At 46.0% G+C, this 18,402-nt stretch carries 18 protein-coding genes; 11 read left to right on the forward strand and 7 right to left on the reverse strand.

The window, feature by feature from the left end:
* The first annotated feature begins 26 nt into the window (after window positions 1-26).
* From P3L47_RS22240 to P3L47_RS22260, 5 genes are all read left to right on the forward strand, one after another.
* On the forward strand, window positions 27-1,412 hold the full coding sequence (locus P3L47_RS22240; protein WP_345799058.1) for an MFS transporter: 1,386 nt from the start codon (window positions 27-29) through the stop codon (window positions 1,410-1,412).
* A 166-nt stretch (window positions 1,413-1,578) separates the two neighbouring features.
* Window positions 1,579-2,487, forward strand: coding sequence for an electron transfer flavoprotein subunit beta/FixA family protein (locus tag P3L47_RS22245; protein ID WP_075558487.1), 909 nt, complete (start codon window positions 1,579-1,581; stop codon window positions 2,485-2,487).
* A 4-nt stretch (window positions 2,488-2,491) separates the two neighbouring features.
* Complete coding sequence (locus P3L47_RS22250; RefSeq protein ID WP_122363315.1) at window positions 2,492-3,511, forward strand: electron transfer flavoprotein subunit alpha/FixB family protein; 1,020 nt, start codon at window positions 2,492-2,494, stop codon at window positions 3,509-3,511.
* A 3-nt stretch (window positions 3,512-3,514) separates the two neighbouring features.
* Entirely contained in the window at window positions 3,515-5,221 is a 1,707-nt protein-coding gene (locus tag P3L47_RS22255) for an acyl-CoA dehydrogenase family protein (RefSeq protein WP_183672269.1), read from the forward strand.
* Between the two features lie 94 nt (window positions 5,222-5,315).
* Window positions 5,316-5,831 carry a transposase gene (locus P3L47_RS22260; protein ID WP_277782165.1) on the forward strand — a complete coding sequence of 172 codons (516 nt, stop codon included), beginning with the start codon at window positions 5,316-5,318 and terminating at the stop codon, window positions 5,829-5,831.
* 106 nt (window positions 5,832-5,937) lie between these two features.
* On the opposite strand, the gene P3L47_RS22265 is transcribed toward P3L47_RS22260, so the two are convergent.
* The 5 genes from P3L47_RS22265 to tpx all read right to left on the reverse strand — a co-directional run bounded on the left by P3L47_RS22265 (window position 5,938) and on the right by tpx (window position 12,316).
* Window positions 5,938-7,233 carry an MATE family efflux transporter gene (locus P3L47_RS22265; RefSeq protein WP_277782166.1) on the reverse strand — a complete coding sequence of 432 codons (1,296 nt, stop codon included), beginning with the start codon at window positions 7,231-7,233 and terminating at the stop codon, window positions 5,938-5,940.
* A 217-nt stretch (window positions 7,234-7,450) separates the two neighbouring features.
* Window positions 7,451-9,523, reverse strand: coding sequence for a BT4734/BF3469 family protein (locus P3L47_RS22270; RefSeq protein ID WP_277782167.1), 2,073 nt, complete (start codon window positions 9,521-9,523; stop codon window positions 7,451-7,453).
* Window positions 9,524-9,679: 156 nt separating this feature from the next.
* Window positions 9,680-10,066, reverse strand: a complete 387-nt coding sequence (locus tag P3L47_RS22275) for an HU family DNA-binding protein (RefSeq protein ID WP_075558492.1) — start codon at window positions 10,064-10,066, stop codon at window positions 9,680-9,682.
* Window positions 10,067-10,299: 233 nt separating this feature from the next.
* Window positions 10,300-11,517, reverse strand: a complete 1,218-nt coding sequence (locus P3L47_RS22280) for an MFS transporter (protein WP_277782168.1) — start codon at window positions 11,515-11,517, stop codon at window positions 10,300-10,302.
* A gap of 292 nt (window positions 11,518-11,809) precedes the next feature.
* Window positions 11,810-12,316, reverse strand: a complete 507-nt coding sequence (gene tpx, locus P3L47_RS22285; protein WP_277782169.1) for a thiol peroxidase — start codon at window positions 12,314-12,316, stop codon at window positions 11,810-11,812.
* 159 nt (window positions 12,317-12,475) lie between these two features.
* On the opposite strand from tpx, the gene P3L47_RS22290 reads away from it, so the two are divergent.
* The 6 genes from P3L47_RS22290 to P3L47_RS22315 all read left to right on the forward strand — a co-directional run bounded on the left by P3L47_RS22290 (window position 12,476) and on the right by P3L47_RS22315 (window position 15,682).
* Complete coding sequence (locus P3L47_RS22290; protein WP_277782170.1) at window positions 12,476-13,750, forward strand: DNA recombination protein RmuC; 1,275 nt, start codon at window positions 12,476-12,478, stop codon at window positions 13,748-13,750.
* Between the two features lie 67 nt (window positions 13,751-13,817).
* Window positions 13,818-14,114 carry a nucleotidyltransferase family protein gene (locus P3L47_RS22295; RefSeq protein ID WP_122352319.1) on the forward strand — a complete coding sequence of 99 codons (297 nt, stop codon included), beginning with the start codon at window positions 13,818-13,820 and terminating at the stop codon, window positions 14,112-14,114.
* Entirely contained in the window at window positions 14,107-14,469 is a 363-nt protein-coding gene (locus tag P3L47_RS22300; protein ID WP_122363331.1) for a HepT-like ribonuclease domain-containing protein, read from the forward strand. Before P3L47_RS22295 ends, P3L47_RS22300 begins: the two co-directional genes overlap by 8 nt.
* A complete protein-coding gene (locus P3L47_RS22305) occupies window positions 14,466-14,843 on the forward strand; it encodes a diacylglycerol kinase (RefSeq protein ID WP_277782171.1) in 378 nt (125 codons plus the stop codon). The genes P3L47_RS22300 and P3L47_RS22305 overlap by 4 nt, the downstream gene beginning before the upstream one ends.
* Window positions 14,844-14,904: 61 nt before the next feature.
* Window positions 14,905-15,081: a DUF4250 domain-containing protein gene (locus P3L47_RS22310; protein WP_122363436.1), complete on the forward strand. Its 177-nt coding sequence runs from the start codon at window positions 14,905-14,907 to the stop codon at window positions 15,079-15,081.
* A gap of 34 nt (window positions 15,082-15,115) precedes the next feature.
* A complete protein-coding gene (locus P3L47_RS22315) occupies window positions 15,116-15,682 on the forward strand; it encodes a phosphatase PAP2 family protein (protein ID WP_277782172.1) in 567 nt (188 codons plus the stop codon).
* A gap of 136 nt (window positions 15,683-15,818) precedes the next feature.
* Here P3L47_RS22315 and P3L47_RS22320 read toward each other — a convergent pair whose 3' ends face one another.
* Together P3L47_RS22320 and P3L47_RS22325 are read right to left on the reverse strand one after the other, a co-directional pair.
* Window positions 15,819-17,069, reverse strand: coding sequence for an ABC transporter permease (locus tag P3L47_RS22320; RefSeq protein ID WP_277782173.1), 1,251 nt, complete (start codon window positions 17,067-17,069; stop codon window positions 15,819-15,821).
* A gap of 12 nt (window positions 17,070-17,081) precedes the next feature.
* Window positions 17,082-18,368 (reverse strand): ABC transporter permease, encoded by a 1,287-nt coding sequence (locus P3L47_RS22325; protein ID WP_129732436.1) that lies wholly within the window; start codon window positions 18,366-18,368, stop codon window positions 17,082-17,084.
* Between the last annotated feature and the right edge of the window lie 34 nt (window positions 18,369-18,402).

Consider the following 18,402-nt stretch of genomic DNA (forward strand, 5'->3'; position numbering starts at 1 on the left):
ATATTCTAAAAACAAATAACTATCACATGAACACAACGACAAAGAAAGAGAAAATCAAATTCAGTAAAGCGTTTTGGGTAGCCAATACCGTCGAACTATTTGAGCGTGCTGCTTACTACGGCGTATTTATCGTAATAACCCTTTATCTCAGCCGCATCCTCGGGTTCAACGACATACAGGCGGCAACTATCGCCGGAACATTCTCTGCATTTCTCTATTTCCTTCCAACTTTTGCCGGTGCATTGGCCGATAAAATCGGATTCCGCAATTCCATGCTGCTGGCTTTTTCTTTACTGACTATCGGTTATGCCGGTCTAGGACTTTATCCTACCTGGCTTCAGTCTGCCGGACTGGTCGAATACGGGACTACGACTACATTTACCGGATTGCTTGAAAGTAATCTTCGTTATGGGATTATCCCGATCATGATACTGATCGTTATCGGCGGCTCATTCATCAAGAGTGTGATCTCCGGAACGGTAGCCAAAGAAACGACTCCCGAAACCCGTGCCAAAGGTTTCTCCATATTCTATGCAATGGTAAATATCGGAGCTTTCTCCGGCAAAACGATTGTAAAACCATTGCGCGAAGCATTAGGGAACGAAGGATTGATCACCCTCAACTATTTCTCCGCTTCGATGACTTTTCTCGCCTTACTCGCGATCTGGTTCTTCTATAAAAGCAGCCAGCATTCAGGAGAAGGAAAGACATTCGGACAGATATGGAAAGCATTGATCAAAGTATGTACGAACGGTCGCCTGATTATACTGATCTTTATCATCTCCGGATTCTGGATGGTTCAGCACCAGTTGTATGCAACCATGCCTAAGTATGTTTTACGTTTGGCAGGAGAAGGGGCTTCTCCCTCCTGGTATGCCAACGTAAACCCGTTGGTGGTTGTGCTGACCGTTAATCTGGTCACCCAGTTAATGCGTAAAAAAACAGCGCTGACCTCTATGACATTCGGCATGTTCATTATGCCGATATCCGCACTTTGTATGGCTTCGGGAAATATGCTCGATGGAAATACAACGATTCTGGGTATGCATCCGGTTGCCTTTATGATGGTAGTCGGTATCGTTTTCCAGGGATTGGCTGAGACATTTATATCTCCCCGTTTCCTCGAATATTTCTCATTGCAGGCCCCCAAAGGAGAAGAAGGGTTATACCTAGGCTTCAGTCATCTCCACTCATTCCTGTCGTCCATTCTCGGATTCGGATTATCCGGTTTCTTACTAAGCAAATATTGTCCGGAGCCGAACCTGTTCGCTACGCATGAAGAATGGGTGGCAGCCAGTGCCAATGCCCATTATATCTGGTACTACTTTGGAGCAATCGCTTTAGTATCGGCATTTGCCCTGATTATTTATGGTCAGGTGGTAAAACGACTGGATGCAGCAAAAGGCAATTAAACATGGGGAAAAGCACCTGTCAGAGTGCTCAAAAAACCCTAAAGTGTGCACATTTCAGGTTAAAGTTGTTTGATATAAAGAATGTTTGACTACTTTTGCAGTTCGGTATTTTTTACTAATTACCGAATAATTTTCAGACAATAGAAATCTAATATTCCTATTTAATATGAGTTTAAGAATTATTGTTTTAGCGAAGCAGGTTCCGGACACACGCAACGTGGGAAAGGATGCGATGAAAGAAGACGGAACGGTAAACCGTGCCGCACTTCCCGCCATCTTTAACCCGGAAGACCTGAACGCATTGGAACAGGCCCTACGCCTGAAAGATGCCTACCCCGGATCAACTGTTACATTGCTGACTATGGGCCCGGGACGTGCCGCCGAAATTATCCGTGAAGGTTTATACCGCGGAGCAGACGGCGGCTTTTTGTTAACCGACCGCGCCTTTGCCGGAGCCGATACATTGGCTACTTCATACGCTTTGGCTACGGCTATCAAAAAAATTAATGATTATGACATCATCATCGGTGGCCGTCAGGCTATCGACGGAGATACAGCACAGGTTGGTCCCCAGGTAGCAGAAAAGCTGGGATTGACACAGATCACTTACGCTGAAGAAATCCTGAATGTGGATGAAGCAGCACGCCGTATCACCGTTAAACGTCATATCGACGGAGGTGTGGAAACCGTAGAAGGTCCGCTGCCTATCGTCATCACAGTAAACGGCTCGGCAGCTCCCTGCCGTCCGCGCAACGCCCGACTGGTACAGAAATACAAACGTGCCATGGGTGCACAGGAAAAAGCAGCTCAACCGACTGCCTGCCATCCTGATGTTCCGAGCGAACTGCCGTATGCAGACCTTTACGAGAAACGTCCGTACCTGAATATCCAGGAATGGAGCGTGAACGACGTAAACGGAGATCTGACACAGTGCGGTCTGTCCGGTTCACCTACAAAGGTAAAGACTATACAGAATATCGTGTTCCAGGCAAAGGAAAGCAAAACGCTGACCAGCGCGGATAAGGATATAGAAGAGATGATTGTTGAACTGTTAGCTAACCATACCATCGGATAAGATTATGAATAACGTATTTGTATATTGTGAGATTGAAGGCACAACCATTGCCGATGTAAGTCTCGAACTTCTGACCAAAGGTCGTAAGTTAGCGAATCAGTTAGGTTGCCAGCTGGAAGCAGTTGTTGCCGGTAGCGGCCTCGAAGGTGTAGAAAGCCAGGTACTGCCTTACGGTGTCGACAAAGTACACGTGTTCGATGCTCCAGGCCTGTTCCCTTACACTTCACTGCCCCACTCTTCTGTCCTGATCAACCTGTTCAAGGAAGAAAAACCTCAGATCTGCCTGATGGGTGCTACCGTTATCGGTCGTGACCTGGGTCCTCGTGTATCTTCTGCACTGACCAGCGGCCTGACTGCAGACTGTACTTCATTGGAGATCGGTCCTCACGAAGATAAACGGGCAGGTATCACGTATGAAAACTTGTTGTATCAGATCCGTCCAGCTTTCGGTGGTAACATCGTGGCAACCATCATCAACCCGGAACACCGTCCTCAGATGGCTACCGTTCGCGAAGGTGTGATGAAGAAAGAGATCCTGGATGCCAATTATAAAGGCGAAGTGGTAAAACACGACGTAGCAAAATATGTATCCGATGCTGATTATGTAGTAAAAGTAATCGACCGTCACGTAGAAAAAGCGAAACACAACCTGAAAGGTGCTCCTATCGTAGTTGCCGGAGGTTATGGCGTAGGGTCGAAAGAAAACTTCAACCTGCTGTTCGAATTAGCTAAAGAACTTCATGCAGAAGTAGGTGCCAGCCGTGCTGCTGTTGACGCCGGTTTCTGTGACCACGACCGCCAGATCGGACAGACCGGTCTGACCGTTCGCCCGAAACTCTATATCGCCTGCGGTATTTCCGGACAGATCCAGCATATTGCCGGTATGCAGGACGCAGGTATTATCATCTCTATCAACAACGACGAGAACGCTCCGATCAACACCATCGCTGACTATGTGATCAACGGTTCGGTTGAAGAAGTGATCCCGAAGATGATCAAGTATTACAAACAGAACAGTAAATAAGATATGGCTAACTTTTATTTAGATAATCCCAGCATGAAACATCACCTGCATCACCCGTTGATGCAGCGGATCGTCGAGCTGAAAGAACGCGGCTATGCCGACAAGGATAAATTTGACTATGCTCCTCAGGATTTCGAAGATGCAATGGACAGCTACGAAAAGGTGCTGGAAATTGTAGGTGAAATCTGTGGTGAGATCATCGCTCCCAATGCAGAGGGCGTAGACCATGAAGGCCCGTCTGTTGCCAACGGACGTGTGACGTATGCCAAAGGTACGCAGGAAAACCTGGATGCCGTACGCAAAGCCGGCCTGATGGGTATCGCAATGCCCCGCCGTTACGACGGCCTGAACTTCCCGATCGTTCCTTACATCATGGCTGCCGATATGGTATCGCGTGCCGATGCAGGTTTTGAAAACCTTTGGGGATTGCAGGACTGTGCGGAAACACTATATGAATTCGGTAACGACGACCAGCGTCAGCGTTATATCCCGCGTGTTTGTGCCGGAGAAACGATGTCGATGGACTTGACCGAACCGGATGCCGGTTCCGACCTCCAGTCTGTTATGCTGAAAGCTACTTACTGCGAAAAGGACGATTGCTGGTATCTGAACGGCGTAAAACGTTTCATTACCAACGGTGATGCCGATATTCACCTGGTACTGGCACGTTCCGAAGAAGGCACACGCGACGGTCGTGGTTTATCCATGTTCATCTACGACAAACGTAACGGTGGTGTGAATGTTCGCCGTATCGAGAACAAGATGGGTATCAAAGGATCTCCTACTTGCGAATTGGTATTCAAGAATGCTAAAGCCGAACTTTGCGGTGACCGCAAACTTGGTTTGATCAAATATGTAATGGCATTGATGAACGGTGCCCGCCTGGGTATCATGGCACAGGCAGTAGGTTTGAGCGAAGCGGCTTACCGCGAAGGTTACACCTATGCAACGGAACGTAAACAGTTCGGCAAAGCGATCATCGAATTCCCGGCTGTATATGAAATGGTAGCCCTGATGCGTGCCAAAGCGGATGCTTCCCGTTCCATGCTTTACGAAACAGCTCGTTTCGTAGACGTTTACAAGGCGTTGGACGATATCTCCAAAGAACGTAAGCTGACTCCGGAAGAACGTCAGGAAATGAAGAAATACAGCAAACTGGCTGATGCATATACACCGATGGGTAAAGGTATGACCACCGAATATGCCAACCAGAATGCGTATGACGCAATCCAGATCCATGGCGGTTCAGGTTTCATGAAAGACTATGCCTGCGAACGTATCTACCGTGATGCCCGTATCACAAACATCTACGAAGGTACTACCCAGTTGCAGGTGGTTGCAGCGATCCGCCACGTCACCACAGGTACTTACCTGGCTCAGATCCGTGAATACGAAGCCATCGAATACAAACCGGAACTGGAAGGTCTGAAGAACAAGCTGAAAGCAATGACTGACAAGTACGAAAAAGTAGTTGCCGCGGTTACAGAAACCAAAGACAACGAATACATCGACTTCCAGGCACGCCGTATGGTAGAAGCTGCCGCTCATTGTGTCTTCGGTTACCTGTTACTTCAGGATGCCAACAAAGACGACAGTTACCGCCGTTCAGCCGAAGTATATATCAACTACGGCCAGGCAGAAGTTGACAAGATCGAATCTTTCATCAACAACTTCAACCGCGAAGATCTGGCGTATTACAGACAAGCGTAATACAACCATCTCCATAAAAAAGAAAATCCGGGTATCGTTTGATATCCGGATTTTTTATTTCTACATTTGTCCCAACAACCAAACAGTATTAGCTATGAACAATTACAATCCTTTATTACACCACCGTCATAGTATCCGGCTACAAGGATACGATTACTCCCAAGAAGGCCTGTATTTCGTAACGGTATGCACGCATAATATGCAATGCCTATTTGGCAACATCACCAACGGCCAAATGATATTAAACCAATTTGGCCAAATCATCGAATCCGCCTGCCAACAAATCGAACAACAATCCCCCTACATCCGCTTCAACATCTATTGCATCATGCCCAACCACTTCCACGCCATCATCAAAATCACCTCCCCCTGTACGGGCGGTTCGCGAACCGCCCTTTCCCGCCCCACCAAACCCCTCGGCCGCATCATCGGCGCATTCAAAACAATCACAACCAAAAACATTAATCTTATCAATAACACACCAGGCCAACGATTATGGCATCGCAATTATTATGAACATATTATCCGCAATGATTACTCATATCAGAATATATATAATTATATATTGGAGAATCCGGAGAGGTGGGATAGGGATAAATATAGGAGATGAAAGGGGGGATGGGGCGACGGTAGGGGCGGTTCGCGAACCGCCCGTACAGGGCCTGCCCTATTCAAATAAGCCTGCCTTATTCAAATAGGCCTGCCTTATAGCATATTCAGATAGAGGCAAAAGAGCGGCGATGCCACAATATCCATTGCATAATTCCTCGTAACGATAAATAAATCAGAAATGCCATCCATAATGCATGGTTTCCCATTATTCCGTAAAACAGATAATAGACAACGAAGAATGTACCTGAAGCGACCAGCATCGAATAAAGCATCAGGCGGGTAGCCGTAGCCCCGATCAGGATGCCATCCCAAAGGAAAGCGGCAAAACCAGCCAATGGGATAGCCAGCACCCAGTAATAATAAGTTCCGGCAGCCTCTATGACTGTCGTGTCGTTGGTCAATAAGCCCAGAAAGCCTTGACCGCCTATCATATACAGAATTGTAAAGGATAATGATAACCCCCAGCCCCAACGGAATAATAGCCGGATCATCCTTTGTAATCCATTCCGGTTCTGTGCACCGACATAACGCCCTGTCATCGCTTCTCCGGCATAGGCAAAGCCATCCATGATATAAGAAAACAAGGTGAATAACTGCATTAATAAGGTATTGACAGCCAATACGACATCCCCCTGCCGCGCCCCTGTCGATGTGAAAAAGGTTGTGACAGCCACCAGGCACAACGTACGGAAAAAGATATCGCTATTTACCTGAAAGAAACGATGCATAGCTGTCCAACCCAGGATCTCCCGCCAGTGAAAAGGAATTTTCAATCTTCCGTAATAACGTAGCCAAAGCAGTAAAGCCATAAATAGTCCGGCATATTGGGCAATCAGCGTACCCAATGCCACGCCCTCGATCTTCATATCCAACAGATAGACAAAAGCCAGACTCGCCACGATATTCACTATATTTTGTGTAATCGCTATAAACATCGGGAAACGGGAATTCTGCATGCCGATAAACCACCCGGCAAAACCATACAACCCTAGTACAGCGGGTGCTCCCCATACACAGATACTAAAATAAACCGTAGCCAACTCGCGAACCTCAGCAGTAGCATCTATCAAAAGAAAAGCGACTTTCCGAATCGGATACTGAAGCAGTAACAGGCATAAAGCTATAAAAAGCCCTACTCCCACCGCCCTCAACAAAACACGGGTCACCTCGTTCAGATCACGTTTACCAAAAGCCTGCGAAGTCATCCCACTCGTCCCCATCCGTAGGAAACCAAACAACCAATAGATTATATTAAACAGCATCCCTCCCACTGCGATCGCTCCGATATAGGAAGCCGATCCCAAGTGTCCCACAATGGCGACATCGATCAGTCCCAATAGAGGAACGGTTATATTTGAGACAATAGAGGGAATTGCCAGTTGAAGTATCTTTTTATTCATATTACATCCTTATATCGACATGCAAAGATACAGATTTGTTTGCATTTTATCAGATTTGTATCATCTGCAACAACAATGCCGAACAGCTTTCATACAAATGTTTCACTTATTTCATCTGCCATCTGCAACAAATACACATAACACACTATTGAACAGCGAATTTACGGTTGCAGACTCAACGATTTATCTGCAACCGCATCTGCCACCTGTCACCCCTTTACTTTATTTTTACGACAGAATAGCAAGTACCGCGTCGGGTACGCCGGGAAGGATACTTGTTTTTCTGCAACAAGCGACCGAAATAAGACAACCGTTTATTTCCCAACTTCACACCGCTCATCTTTTGCAGATAAAGGACTATTTCAATCGGAGATAAACATTCATAATCTTCATCCGGCAAAGCGGGACGGAAATATTGCAAAAGCAATTGTTCTTCAACAGGCATTTGCTGAAAAGCCTCATTATTCTTTGTCGTCGAAAACTCTTCTTCGGAAGTAAACCAGTAACGCTCGCCGGAAGCCAAAGCGGCTGATGCCTGTGCATACAATTGCTCGTAATTTACCGTAAACGAATGATCGATCGTACCTGTTATTTCAATACAAATAAAACGGCGGCTTCCGGTCGGGTCGGACAATAAATCGTAATTATTGCAGGTCGCAATGAAAGAAGCATAGCGATGCAGCGCATCGACACTCCGCTTATAAGGCTGACGGGCATTGACTACCGGCTTTTGAAGGACATGCTTCAAAAAACTTTGATAAGCGGAACTGACCGAGTCGAACTCGTCGATATTAATCAGGGCAAAACGACTTAACATCAACTCCGCATTTCGCTTGTTCCCGAAATCAATACTATCGGTATAATATAGACGCAGGGAAGGAGGCAACAAATTCCGGCACCAAGTAGACTTGCCGCATCCCTGCGGTCCTACCAGCAATGGCAACGAACTGTTCGCATGCAGATGCTCGCGCCTGCGCCAATGCATAACCATACTCAGAAACCAAATATAAAACAGATCGCGCCAATCCGGATTAGCAGTCGGCAATGTATCTGCCAAAGCACGAATATGATCCTTTCCGTCCCAGACAGGCAAATGATCCAGAAAGTCATCCAATGGGTGAAAGACCGGTGCGCGATCCGAATAAACATATCGTTTCACATCCCTGTCCCACAATGCCAACCCTTCGGCCTGTGCATTCAGCCCGATACTATTCAATACGGTATCTGTTATCGGAGCAAACTGAATATAATAAGATCCGCGGGCACGAAACTCGACCTCCCCGGTCAGCATATTACGCCGGAATTCATAACGCCGCTTCATAAACTCATCCGTTTTAACAGCCATCAATTGCTCCTGGGGTACAGTAAACTTCTTCCCGAAATTCCTGGATAATTGATAAGCCGTATGTATCGTTTCCCTTATTTCCTCCTCAAAAAACTTCAGATCCTGGTATATCATCGTCCAGCGGACAGCATCTTCTTCCGGAATACCCGAATGGAAACAGTTTTCAGCCAACCGGATCAGAAAAGGCCTTACCTCCCTCCCTTCGTCCAGCCCTCCGGTCTTGTCCAACGCATCCTGTACACAGGCATTATACAAACGGGAAATAATATGGCTACGCTCATAACCGGGCATCAATCGCAGTAACGGGTCTTCATTTTTCTCAACCGACTCCCTGTAAGTAATTTCAGAAGACAATTGCATCGGTTGCTCCAATGTCAATGGGATAGCCGAAGGATTATAATAAAGTTCCGGATCATACGAGAACCTGCACCCTTGCTCCAAAGACGGATTTTCAAACAGGATATCACATTGCAACTGGCCACGGTAATAATTCACCGCACGCCGGCAGGCTGCCGCATGAAACAATTCTGCCAACTCTTTCGTTTGTGGCAAAGAACCATCCGGCAGGGTAAACGGAACCAGTATTTTCACACTTTTGCCACTCGATCCGGCAAAAGCCGCCAGTGTCTGCGGAGCTTCCGAAGCTAAATTCTTTATTTTTTCCACTTCCCTACGATCTGCCAGGTTATTGACCTGCACCAACACGACACCATTATACAAACTGAAATACAGCTCATTATCTTTTTTTCTAAATTTAGCAGCAAACAGTAGGACAGGAATCTTATCGGCATGCACATTTTTGCACCCAGGCATTATACTTTTCAGCGACTCTCTCAACAATACTATTTCTCTGTTGTACTCTTCATTGGCCATCGTTGCCATTACTGCATCCAACTCTATATTTTTCAGCGACTTACCATCACCTTTCATCTGTGTTACTTTCATAAATACCATTTATTATATTTGTGGCGTGTGACAGATGACAGATGTCGTTGCAGATAACACCTCATCATCTGCCACACCTAACAAATTATCCTTCAACCATCTACCACCGATAGTGGCAGATGACAGATAAATTCCCAAAACTTTATGTATAAACGATTATTTCAGCTTCGTAAACTCTATATCGCTCAGCTTTTCTTTTAGTTTCGGACTGGGTTTAAAGCTGATACTTTTCAATTTGATGGACTCGGCACGTACCTTGGAAGGAACTTCCACCTCCCGGTTCGGTTGGGCGGTGATACTGAACGTGCCCAAACCGTCTATTGTAACGGTGTAGCCATCTTTCAGATGAAATGCGATCATACGGGTCAGGTTTTCGATCATCCCTTTCACCTCCCCGTAGTTGAAGGTGCTCATATCGGCCATCTGATTGGCCAGGGCATCGAGATTTACATTACCGTAACTTACGGTGGTTACTGAGTACTTCACCTGCTCTTTGTCGGTGATATTGTCATTGATTTTCGTGAGTTTGTACCTTACAGCCATGCGGTTCCCTTTCTTTTAGATTTAATATTACTACTAGTTATATCAAAGGTTACTACCTTTTATCTCTTTAGTCACTAGTTAGTAATACTACCCTGTACAGGATAATTGAATAGGGTGTACAGGGTGGCTTGGCAAGGTGTACAGGATAGTCAGCCAGGGTGTACAGGATGATATTACTAAGTAAGGACTAAAGGTATAAAATATAAGGAGATACACAATAGTTTGTGGGAAGTTTATTTACAAAAGCTCTCACGCAACTCTCTTATCGATGGTACAAAGAATGAAACCAGTCCAATCATTCCAACCAACACTCCCCCTATTATAAATGTATTCCCGATCCCGATATTATCCGCCAGGAAACCGGTACTCAGCAATCCTATCATTGAAGGAAGCAAACTGACACTCATATAAAATGAGAACACCCGCCCCATTACTACCGGATTGATGCGTGTCTGCATCACTGTAGTGAAAGATGCCATATAAAGAGAACCGGATATCCCACCGACCGCCGTCAACCCGACAAACAAAGGATAACCCGAAACAGGTAATACTCCGGATAACAGGAATGTGATCCCTAACAAAATATACATCCAGTTGATCAGTGATATCTCATTCAACCTAAACTTCTTGATCCCCAGAAAAGCACCGCCTAACAAGGCGCCGATTCCCCAGGCCGCTTCTACCAGACTGATCTGATAAGCATTCCCCGAATAGTGATTCAGTGTCATCAAAGGGAACAACACACCGACCGGCATAATAAAGAAAGTAGCCAGGATAGACAGGACAAACAACCACGACAATCCATTTTGCGCACGCACCTCCGTATAGGCTTCTTTGGCTTCCTTCAATAATTGTACCTTTTGACTTCTCACTTCATTCTCCGGATCGGGAATCTTTACAAACAGAAGCGAAGTACAAGCCAATGCCGCCCCGATCACATCCAACAGCAATATATTCGTCATCTCCATAAAGGAAATAAAAAGTGCTGCCAGAGCAGGTCCGGCAATATTACAGGCCGACTGAATGATCTGATTGATCCCGGCTATACGGATCAGTTCCGATTTAGGAGCCAGTAAAGGTACGGAAGCCTGCATCGCCGGCATATGAAATGCCGATCCAACCGAACGCAAAGCCAGTAGGATATACACATGTCCGAGCTTCGCCACATCCAGATAGAACAGGAAGGCAAGGATCAGCGTACAGAAAGCAATGAAGCTATCCGCCATGATCATGACCCGCTTCCTCTTCCAGCGGTCGATAAATATACCGGTAAACAATCCGAGTACCGACTGCGGAAGCATGGCGGCAATGGCTGCAAAAGCGAGTACTTCAGCCGATTTAGTTTCGAAACTAAGCCATAAGATGATTGCAAAATTGACGATCGAACTGGTCAGGATAGAGAAGAACTGCCCGGTCCATATAATAGCGAATACTTTTTTCCAGTTATTCATAACTTCTTTTAATTAAAATAAAATATGTATAGAAATGTACTTCCCGAAGCCTCTCCGGAAGTAAAAAATGAAGGTTCAAAAGATAAGAAGGCTCTTATCTGCCGTTACACAAAGTAAACGAAACCAAATTTAGAAGTTATTGAACACATAAAAGATGATTAATTTGCTGCAAGTATACGAATAAAATCCGAATTATCAAACTCTTTAAAAAACGAAGGCTGCGGGATTCACATCCGACAGCCTTCTACACTAACCCTTAACTTTAACCAATGAAAAACAATAATCTACTTAATTAGTTTTTTAGCGAAGCGATTGCGGCTTCGTAATTCGGTTCGTTGGTAATTTCGGAAACGAGTTCCTCATAAACCACTTTACCTGCTTCGTTGACAACTATCACGCCACGGGCCAATAGACCTTTCAGCGGACCGTCAACCATCAGCATCCCGTACTTATCTTCAAAACATGAACACCGGAATGCAGAAAGTGTGATCACTTTATCGATGCCTTCCGTCGTACAGAAGCGTCCATGTGCAAAAGGTAAATCTTTTGATACGGCAAGTACCACAGTGTTGGGTAAAGAAGCGGCTTCTTTGTTGAAACGTCTCACCGAAGCGGCGCACACAGCAGTGTCCAAACTGGGAAATACGTTAATTACAACATTCTTACCTTTCAATTCTTTGAGGGATAATTCCGATAGATCACTTTTTACTCCTTTGAAATCCGGAGCCTCTGCTCCAACTGCCGGTAATGTACCGTTGGTATTTACTTCCAAGTTACCTTTAAATGTTATTTTTGCCATCTTTGTAGTATTTTATGTTTTACGTTAAAAGCGGCTCACAAATATAAGCGGCTTTGTATGACTAAAACAAAAGTTAAAGAATAATGTTTTTCATTTTAACTCTTTTTAATCACTTGTTCAGAGAACAGTTTTTCTATCTTTGACGCAAAATTGAATGACATGGATTGGTTGATTATTTGTACATTACTTATCATCATTGTTTTACAGATCTTATTCCGTCCTAAAAAGGACAATACCGATACACAAAACGAATTGAAACGCCTGCTGGATGAAATGCAGCGTTCTTTCGAACGCATTGAAAAAAACTTCCGGGAGGACTTCCGCCTGAACCGCGAAGAAGGCCGCATCGTTGCCCGCGATAACCGGGAAGAGCTGACCCGTTCCATGAACGAATTTCGGGAAGCTTTCGACCGGGGGATCGCTTCCTTTAACAACCTGCAACGGGAAAAGTTCGCCAACCTGGACGAACAGCAGCGCATGTTGGTTACGAACACCGAAAAACGTTTGGAGGAGATCCGTGTTACGGTAGACGAGAAATTACAAAAAACATTAAACGACCGGATCGGTCAGTCGTTCCGCCTGGTCACCGAACAACTGGAGAGTGTACAGAAAGGACTCGGGGAAATGCAGACACTGGCACAGGATGTAGGCGGCCTGAAACGGGTATTGAGCAATGTCAAGACACGGGGGAATATCGGAGAGATACAACTGAGTATGTTGCTGGAACAGATACTGGCTCCGGAACAATATGAGGCCAATGTTCATACCCGTAAAGGTTCGGATACTGTCGTCGAATTTGCCGTCAAGCTGCCGGGACGGGATGATATACGCGAATACGTTTATCTTCCGATAGATGCCAAATTCCCGAAAGATATCTACGAACAGTTGCTGGATGCCTACGACAATGCCGATCCGCAAGCGATCGAGGCTGCCGGGAAGTTACTGGAAACGACGATCAAGAAGATGGCTAAAGATATTTCCGACAAATACCTGGCTCCGCCTGCGACGACTGATTTCGGTATCATGTTCCTGCCGTTCGAAGGTATTTATGCCGAAGTGGTACGCCGTTCTGCTTTAATGGAAGAGTTACAGCGTACTTACAAAGTGGTTGTAACGGGGCCTACTACGCTTGCCGCCATCCTGAACAGTTTGCAAATGGGTTTCCGCACACTGGCTATCCAAAAACATTCGGGAGAAGTATGGACCATTCTCGGTGCCGTAAAAAAGGAGTTCGAAAAGGTGGGCGGCATGCTGGAAAAAGCACAAAAGAACCTGCAAACGGCCAGCGGCCAGATAGAAGAAGTACTCGGTACCCGTACCCGCGCTATCCAGCGAAAGCTGAAAGATGTCGATACACTGAGCGACCGCGAAGCTCGTGCGATCATTCCTGAATTGGGACCGTTGACGGAGGATGAGGATAATATAGAGGCTTAATTTTAGATCATACTAATTTGCAGAGATAAAGAATTATTATTTCCTTTGTATCAGTAAACATGTTCGTATGAAAAGGGATATAGTACTAAAAAAGCTCGCATTCTTAAAAGAGACGCTCTCGTCCCAATACGGGGTAAGCAAGATCGGCCTTTTTGGTTCCACTATACGCGGTGAGAACAAAAAGAATAGCGATATTGATATTTTGATAGATTTCCAGGAAGGAAAAGAAACCTATCAAAACTATATTTCAGTATGTGATATCCTGGAAAATTTCTTTCATAAACATAAACTGGATATAGTCACATTAAAAGGTCTCAGCCCTTTCATTGGCAAACAAATCCTCAATGAAGTAGAATATGTCTAAATCACATATCGTTTATTTACAGCATATACTTCAAGAATGTTGCTACGTCACATCTGTTGTAACGGATAGTTTGCCTATGTACCAGTTCTTATCGGATGAAACATTAAAAAGAGCTGTTACCCGTAGCCTGGAAATCATAGGTGAAGCGACTAAGAAAATTCCGGCTGATGTAAAATATGAATGGAATGACATTTCATGGAAACAAATGGCAGGTATGAGAGATAAGTTAATTCATGATTATATGGGCGTTAATTATCTCATTGTTTGGGATGTTGCTAAAAATATTATACCGGTTCTTATTCCTCAGATTGAAGCCATTATTGATAAAGAAAAAGAGAACAGGATAAACAGATGAAAAACGACGGTTTTACTTTCCGCAAACGGTTACGGAGTTTCCGGTATGCTTTCAATGGGATACGTTTATTGATTACCCGGGAACATAATGCCTGGATACATTGTTTTGCTGCTGTTTGTGTGGTTGTCGCTGGTATTTTGCTGGGACTGTCAGAGATGGAGTGGATCGCTGTTGTGATCGTAATCGGTGCGGTACTGGCTGCCGAGGCAGTCAACTCGGCACTGGAAGCGATAGCGGACTTCGTTTCACCGGAATACAGTGAAGCCATTAAACGAACCAAAGACCTGGCGGCGGGAGCCGTATTGATCATAGCTATTGCCGCCGCAATCGTAGGCGGAATCATCTTTTTCCCTAAACTGATCGCTTTATATTAAAACCGCCCGTTTTGAACAAAATAGTATATATCACAGTTATTTAATTTAAATGATGAAAACAATGAAACTTCCCGAAGACCCGACGATGCTCTTTAGCGTAATCAACATGAAGCTACGCGACCGATATGCATCACTCGATGAATTATGCAGTAAGATGGATGTAGACAAGGATATGCTTGTACATAAACTGGCTATTGCCGGCTTTGAATACAGTGCTGAAAACAATAAGTTTTGGTAACTTCCGTTTCTATATTTGCACTAACAATAAATATATGAAACGTACAACCTATCTCTTTATCTTCCTCCTGGCCTTTATCGCCTGTTTCAACGGACATGCACAAGAAGTCAAGTTAAGCGGCAGCCGGAAAGCCGTCCGCACCTCGGGCGACGTACTTGCCTGCCTGACTCCGGCAGCCAGCCTGGCGACGGTATTGATCTTACAGGACTGGCAAGGATTGAAGCAAGGAGCACTGGCTGGTGTAAGTACCGTCGGAATGACGTATGCCCTGAAGTATCTGATCAAGAAAGAACGTCCGGACGGCAGCGACAATCACTCCTTCCCTTCCATGCACACCTCGGTATCTTTTACCGGAGCAGCCTTTATCCAACGCAGATATGGTTGGAAATGGGGTATCCCGGCATATGCCGTAGCTACCTATGTAGGTTGGAGCCGTACGTATGCCAAGAAACATGACTGGTGGGACGTGGCAGCCGGAGCCGCTATGGGTATCGGCAGTGCCTATATCTTTACCCGTCCGTTCGCCCAAAAGCATAACCTGACACTCAGTCCGCTTGCCGGTGACAAGCATTTCGGTATTTATGCCTCGATGAACTTCTGACAATATGTTTGTCTATACGTCTCTAGATGGCACACAGATGACACAGATCGAGCAGATAACCACAGATTATATATTTAAAAGAAAAAAGATCTGTGCAAATCTGTTCAATCTGCGTCATCTGCGTGCCATGTATAAATCACTCATAATGTAAAGCCTCTGCCGGTTTCAGGCGTGCTGCTTCGTTGGCCGGATACCAGATTCCGGCAATGATCATACCTACGATCAACAGGTAAGTGATCAGCATACCTACGACAAAACGCAAGACAGTGTTATCCATCAGTACTGTATTTGTCAGATCTGCAAACATGATATTGCCACAGATCACTACTGCCGGAACAAAAGCAAGAGTCAACAGCAAGACACCTTCCCCCAGGACAGTACTCCGCAGTTGGTTACGGGTAGCACCCAATGCCATGCGAAGCCCCATCTCCCCCTGCCGCTGGCGGGTACGGAACCAGAATGTACCGACTATTCCCAGGAAGATATTGATCAACAGGAAGAGCAGGATCGACAAACGGGTATTCATCTCCCCTTTGCCTTCACGTATGCCGTCCTCCCGTATAGTAGATACAGGAGTGATGCTTTGCAAGTAAAGGTTCCCTATCTCTACCTGATTACTGTTCTCTTTCATAAAGGTTTCGGCAAAATCCCTGTCCGCTTCCGGTTTTACCCTTACCGAGACTTCGGCCCAGGGAAGAAAACCGGCATCTATCGTCTTAATATCCCCTTCTCCCATACAGAGATACACATTCGGTCCGGGACGCTTAAACTCAGAACTACGAACTACTCCACAAATGGCCCCTACTTTGGTTGTCCAGGTATTATCGCCGGAATAGACCATCTTTCCGAGAGCATCCTGCCCTTCGAATATCTTATCGGCTGCATCTTTTGTCAGGACAATACTATTGGCAGTCACACCCTCTCCCGGCTGCCGGTTACTTCCCGGTGCCGCAGGGATACGGTAGACATCGAAATATTCCGGTGTTACGTAATAGATGCGACAAGCCGTCTTCTCCACCACCGTATCACGTCCCAAGGGCATATAATTGATTATATCGTTGTACGGTACACCGAATCTCGACAAAGTAACCGCTTCCACCCCCGCATGCAGCCTGAGCCTGTTCATCGCATCCCACAAGTCCTCACCTACGGCTGCCGGATGTTCTTCGGACGACAGATATCCCTCAGCACCTTCTTCGCGTGCGCTGAACTGGAACTTATAGGTATGGTCGATATCAAACCCCATAGGAGCATTGAAAGCATACAGCGTCACCAGCAAAAAGTCGACTATGTACCACAGGCAAACGGCAACAAGCAACAGTTCACCGAACAACCAGCCGTTACTCTTCCGCTGGTTCCATATTTGTTTTAATATATGATTGATCATCTTCGTATGGGTTTAGTATTCGTTCAACGCTTCCATTACATTCTTCCGGGCCATCCGGTAAGCCGGTATTCCCGCCGACAGCAGGTTCAGTATCAGGCAGAACACAAAGGCATAGAGGAATATCACCGGGTTAAGCAGTTCCGTCACCGACAACGCCGGCGTGCCTCCAAAGACAGAGGAGATAGAAGCAAAACTGTTGCTCAATAACCAGGTACGCATCAGCCAGATCGCGATATAAGAGATAAACAACCCGATAACGCCCCCCAGCAGGGTTAAGACCATACTCTCCGAAAGGATCTGCACCAACAATGTTCCCCGGGTTGCCCCGAAAGCCTTACGGATACCTATTTCCGACATACGTTTCCGCATCTGCGACAAGGTCATACCCGACAGGTTGATAGCCGGAACGAGCAGCAAGATAACGATCACCAGCAGATATTGCAGGATGGTCTTTGTCTTGTCAGGCCCCATTGCCCCCAGGCCTTTGATCTCCCAATCCAGATGGGTATCGGGTTGGTCGTACAACGTGAGTTTATAATCGGTCAGCGAACTGTTGTAACGAACCAGTTGCCTGTCCATCTCCTGCCGGATAGCATCGAAATCGGCAGGGGAATGTGCCAGGATAATGGCCTGATACCAGCCGGTTATACTCTCCGCCCAGGTATCGTCGGGGAAAGGCTGCGCCGAATAAGACACCCATACTTCGGAATACGATGCTTTGGCAATCGTAGACACATCTTTTACTACGCCGCTGACGGTATAGGGTTTATAGCTGATCATGATCGTCTTGCCTGCCGCATCGGAAGTTCCGTAGAGCCGGCGGGCAAGCGACTCCGCAATAACGACCTTTTTGATACCCGACTGCACCTCTTCTTTCGTATACGGGCTACCGGACACAAAGTCGAAATTGAATATCTTCCAGAACACATCGTCGGTAAACAGCATCAGGCAATCTTTCTTTTCCTGTCCTCCCGGAATGGATGCCAACTGGCTGCGCCAGGGGGAAACGATAGCGACTGCTTCGGGTGTTTCCATCGTTTGGATACACTCCCGGATCGTTTTCAGGGAGAGGTAACCGTTGCCATAGTTTGAACCTTTAAAGTCACGGCCGCCCCACCGAACATACATCGTCCGGTCGCGGTTATCCTCCGGTGAATAGTTATTTACCCTTACCTCGTAAGTGATCACCATCACCATGATCATGCAGATGGCCAAAGCTGTTCCCAGAATAGAGATCAGGCTGAGGAGTTTATTCTCCTTCAGCATGGCCAGGGCTTGTTTGAAATAGAGTTTATACATAATCGTTATTGTTGTTTATGCAGGGGCGGTTCGC

It is taken from the genome of Parabacteroides chongii (assembly GCF_029581355.1).
Classification (GTDB): Bacteria; Bacteroidota; Bacteroidia; order Bacteroidales; family Tannerellaceae; genus Parabacteroides; species Parabacteroides chongii.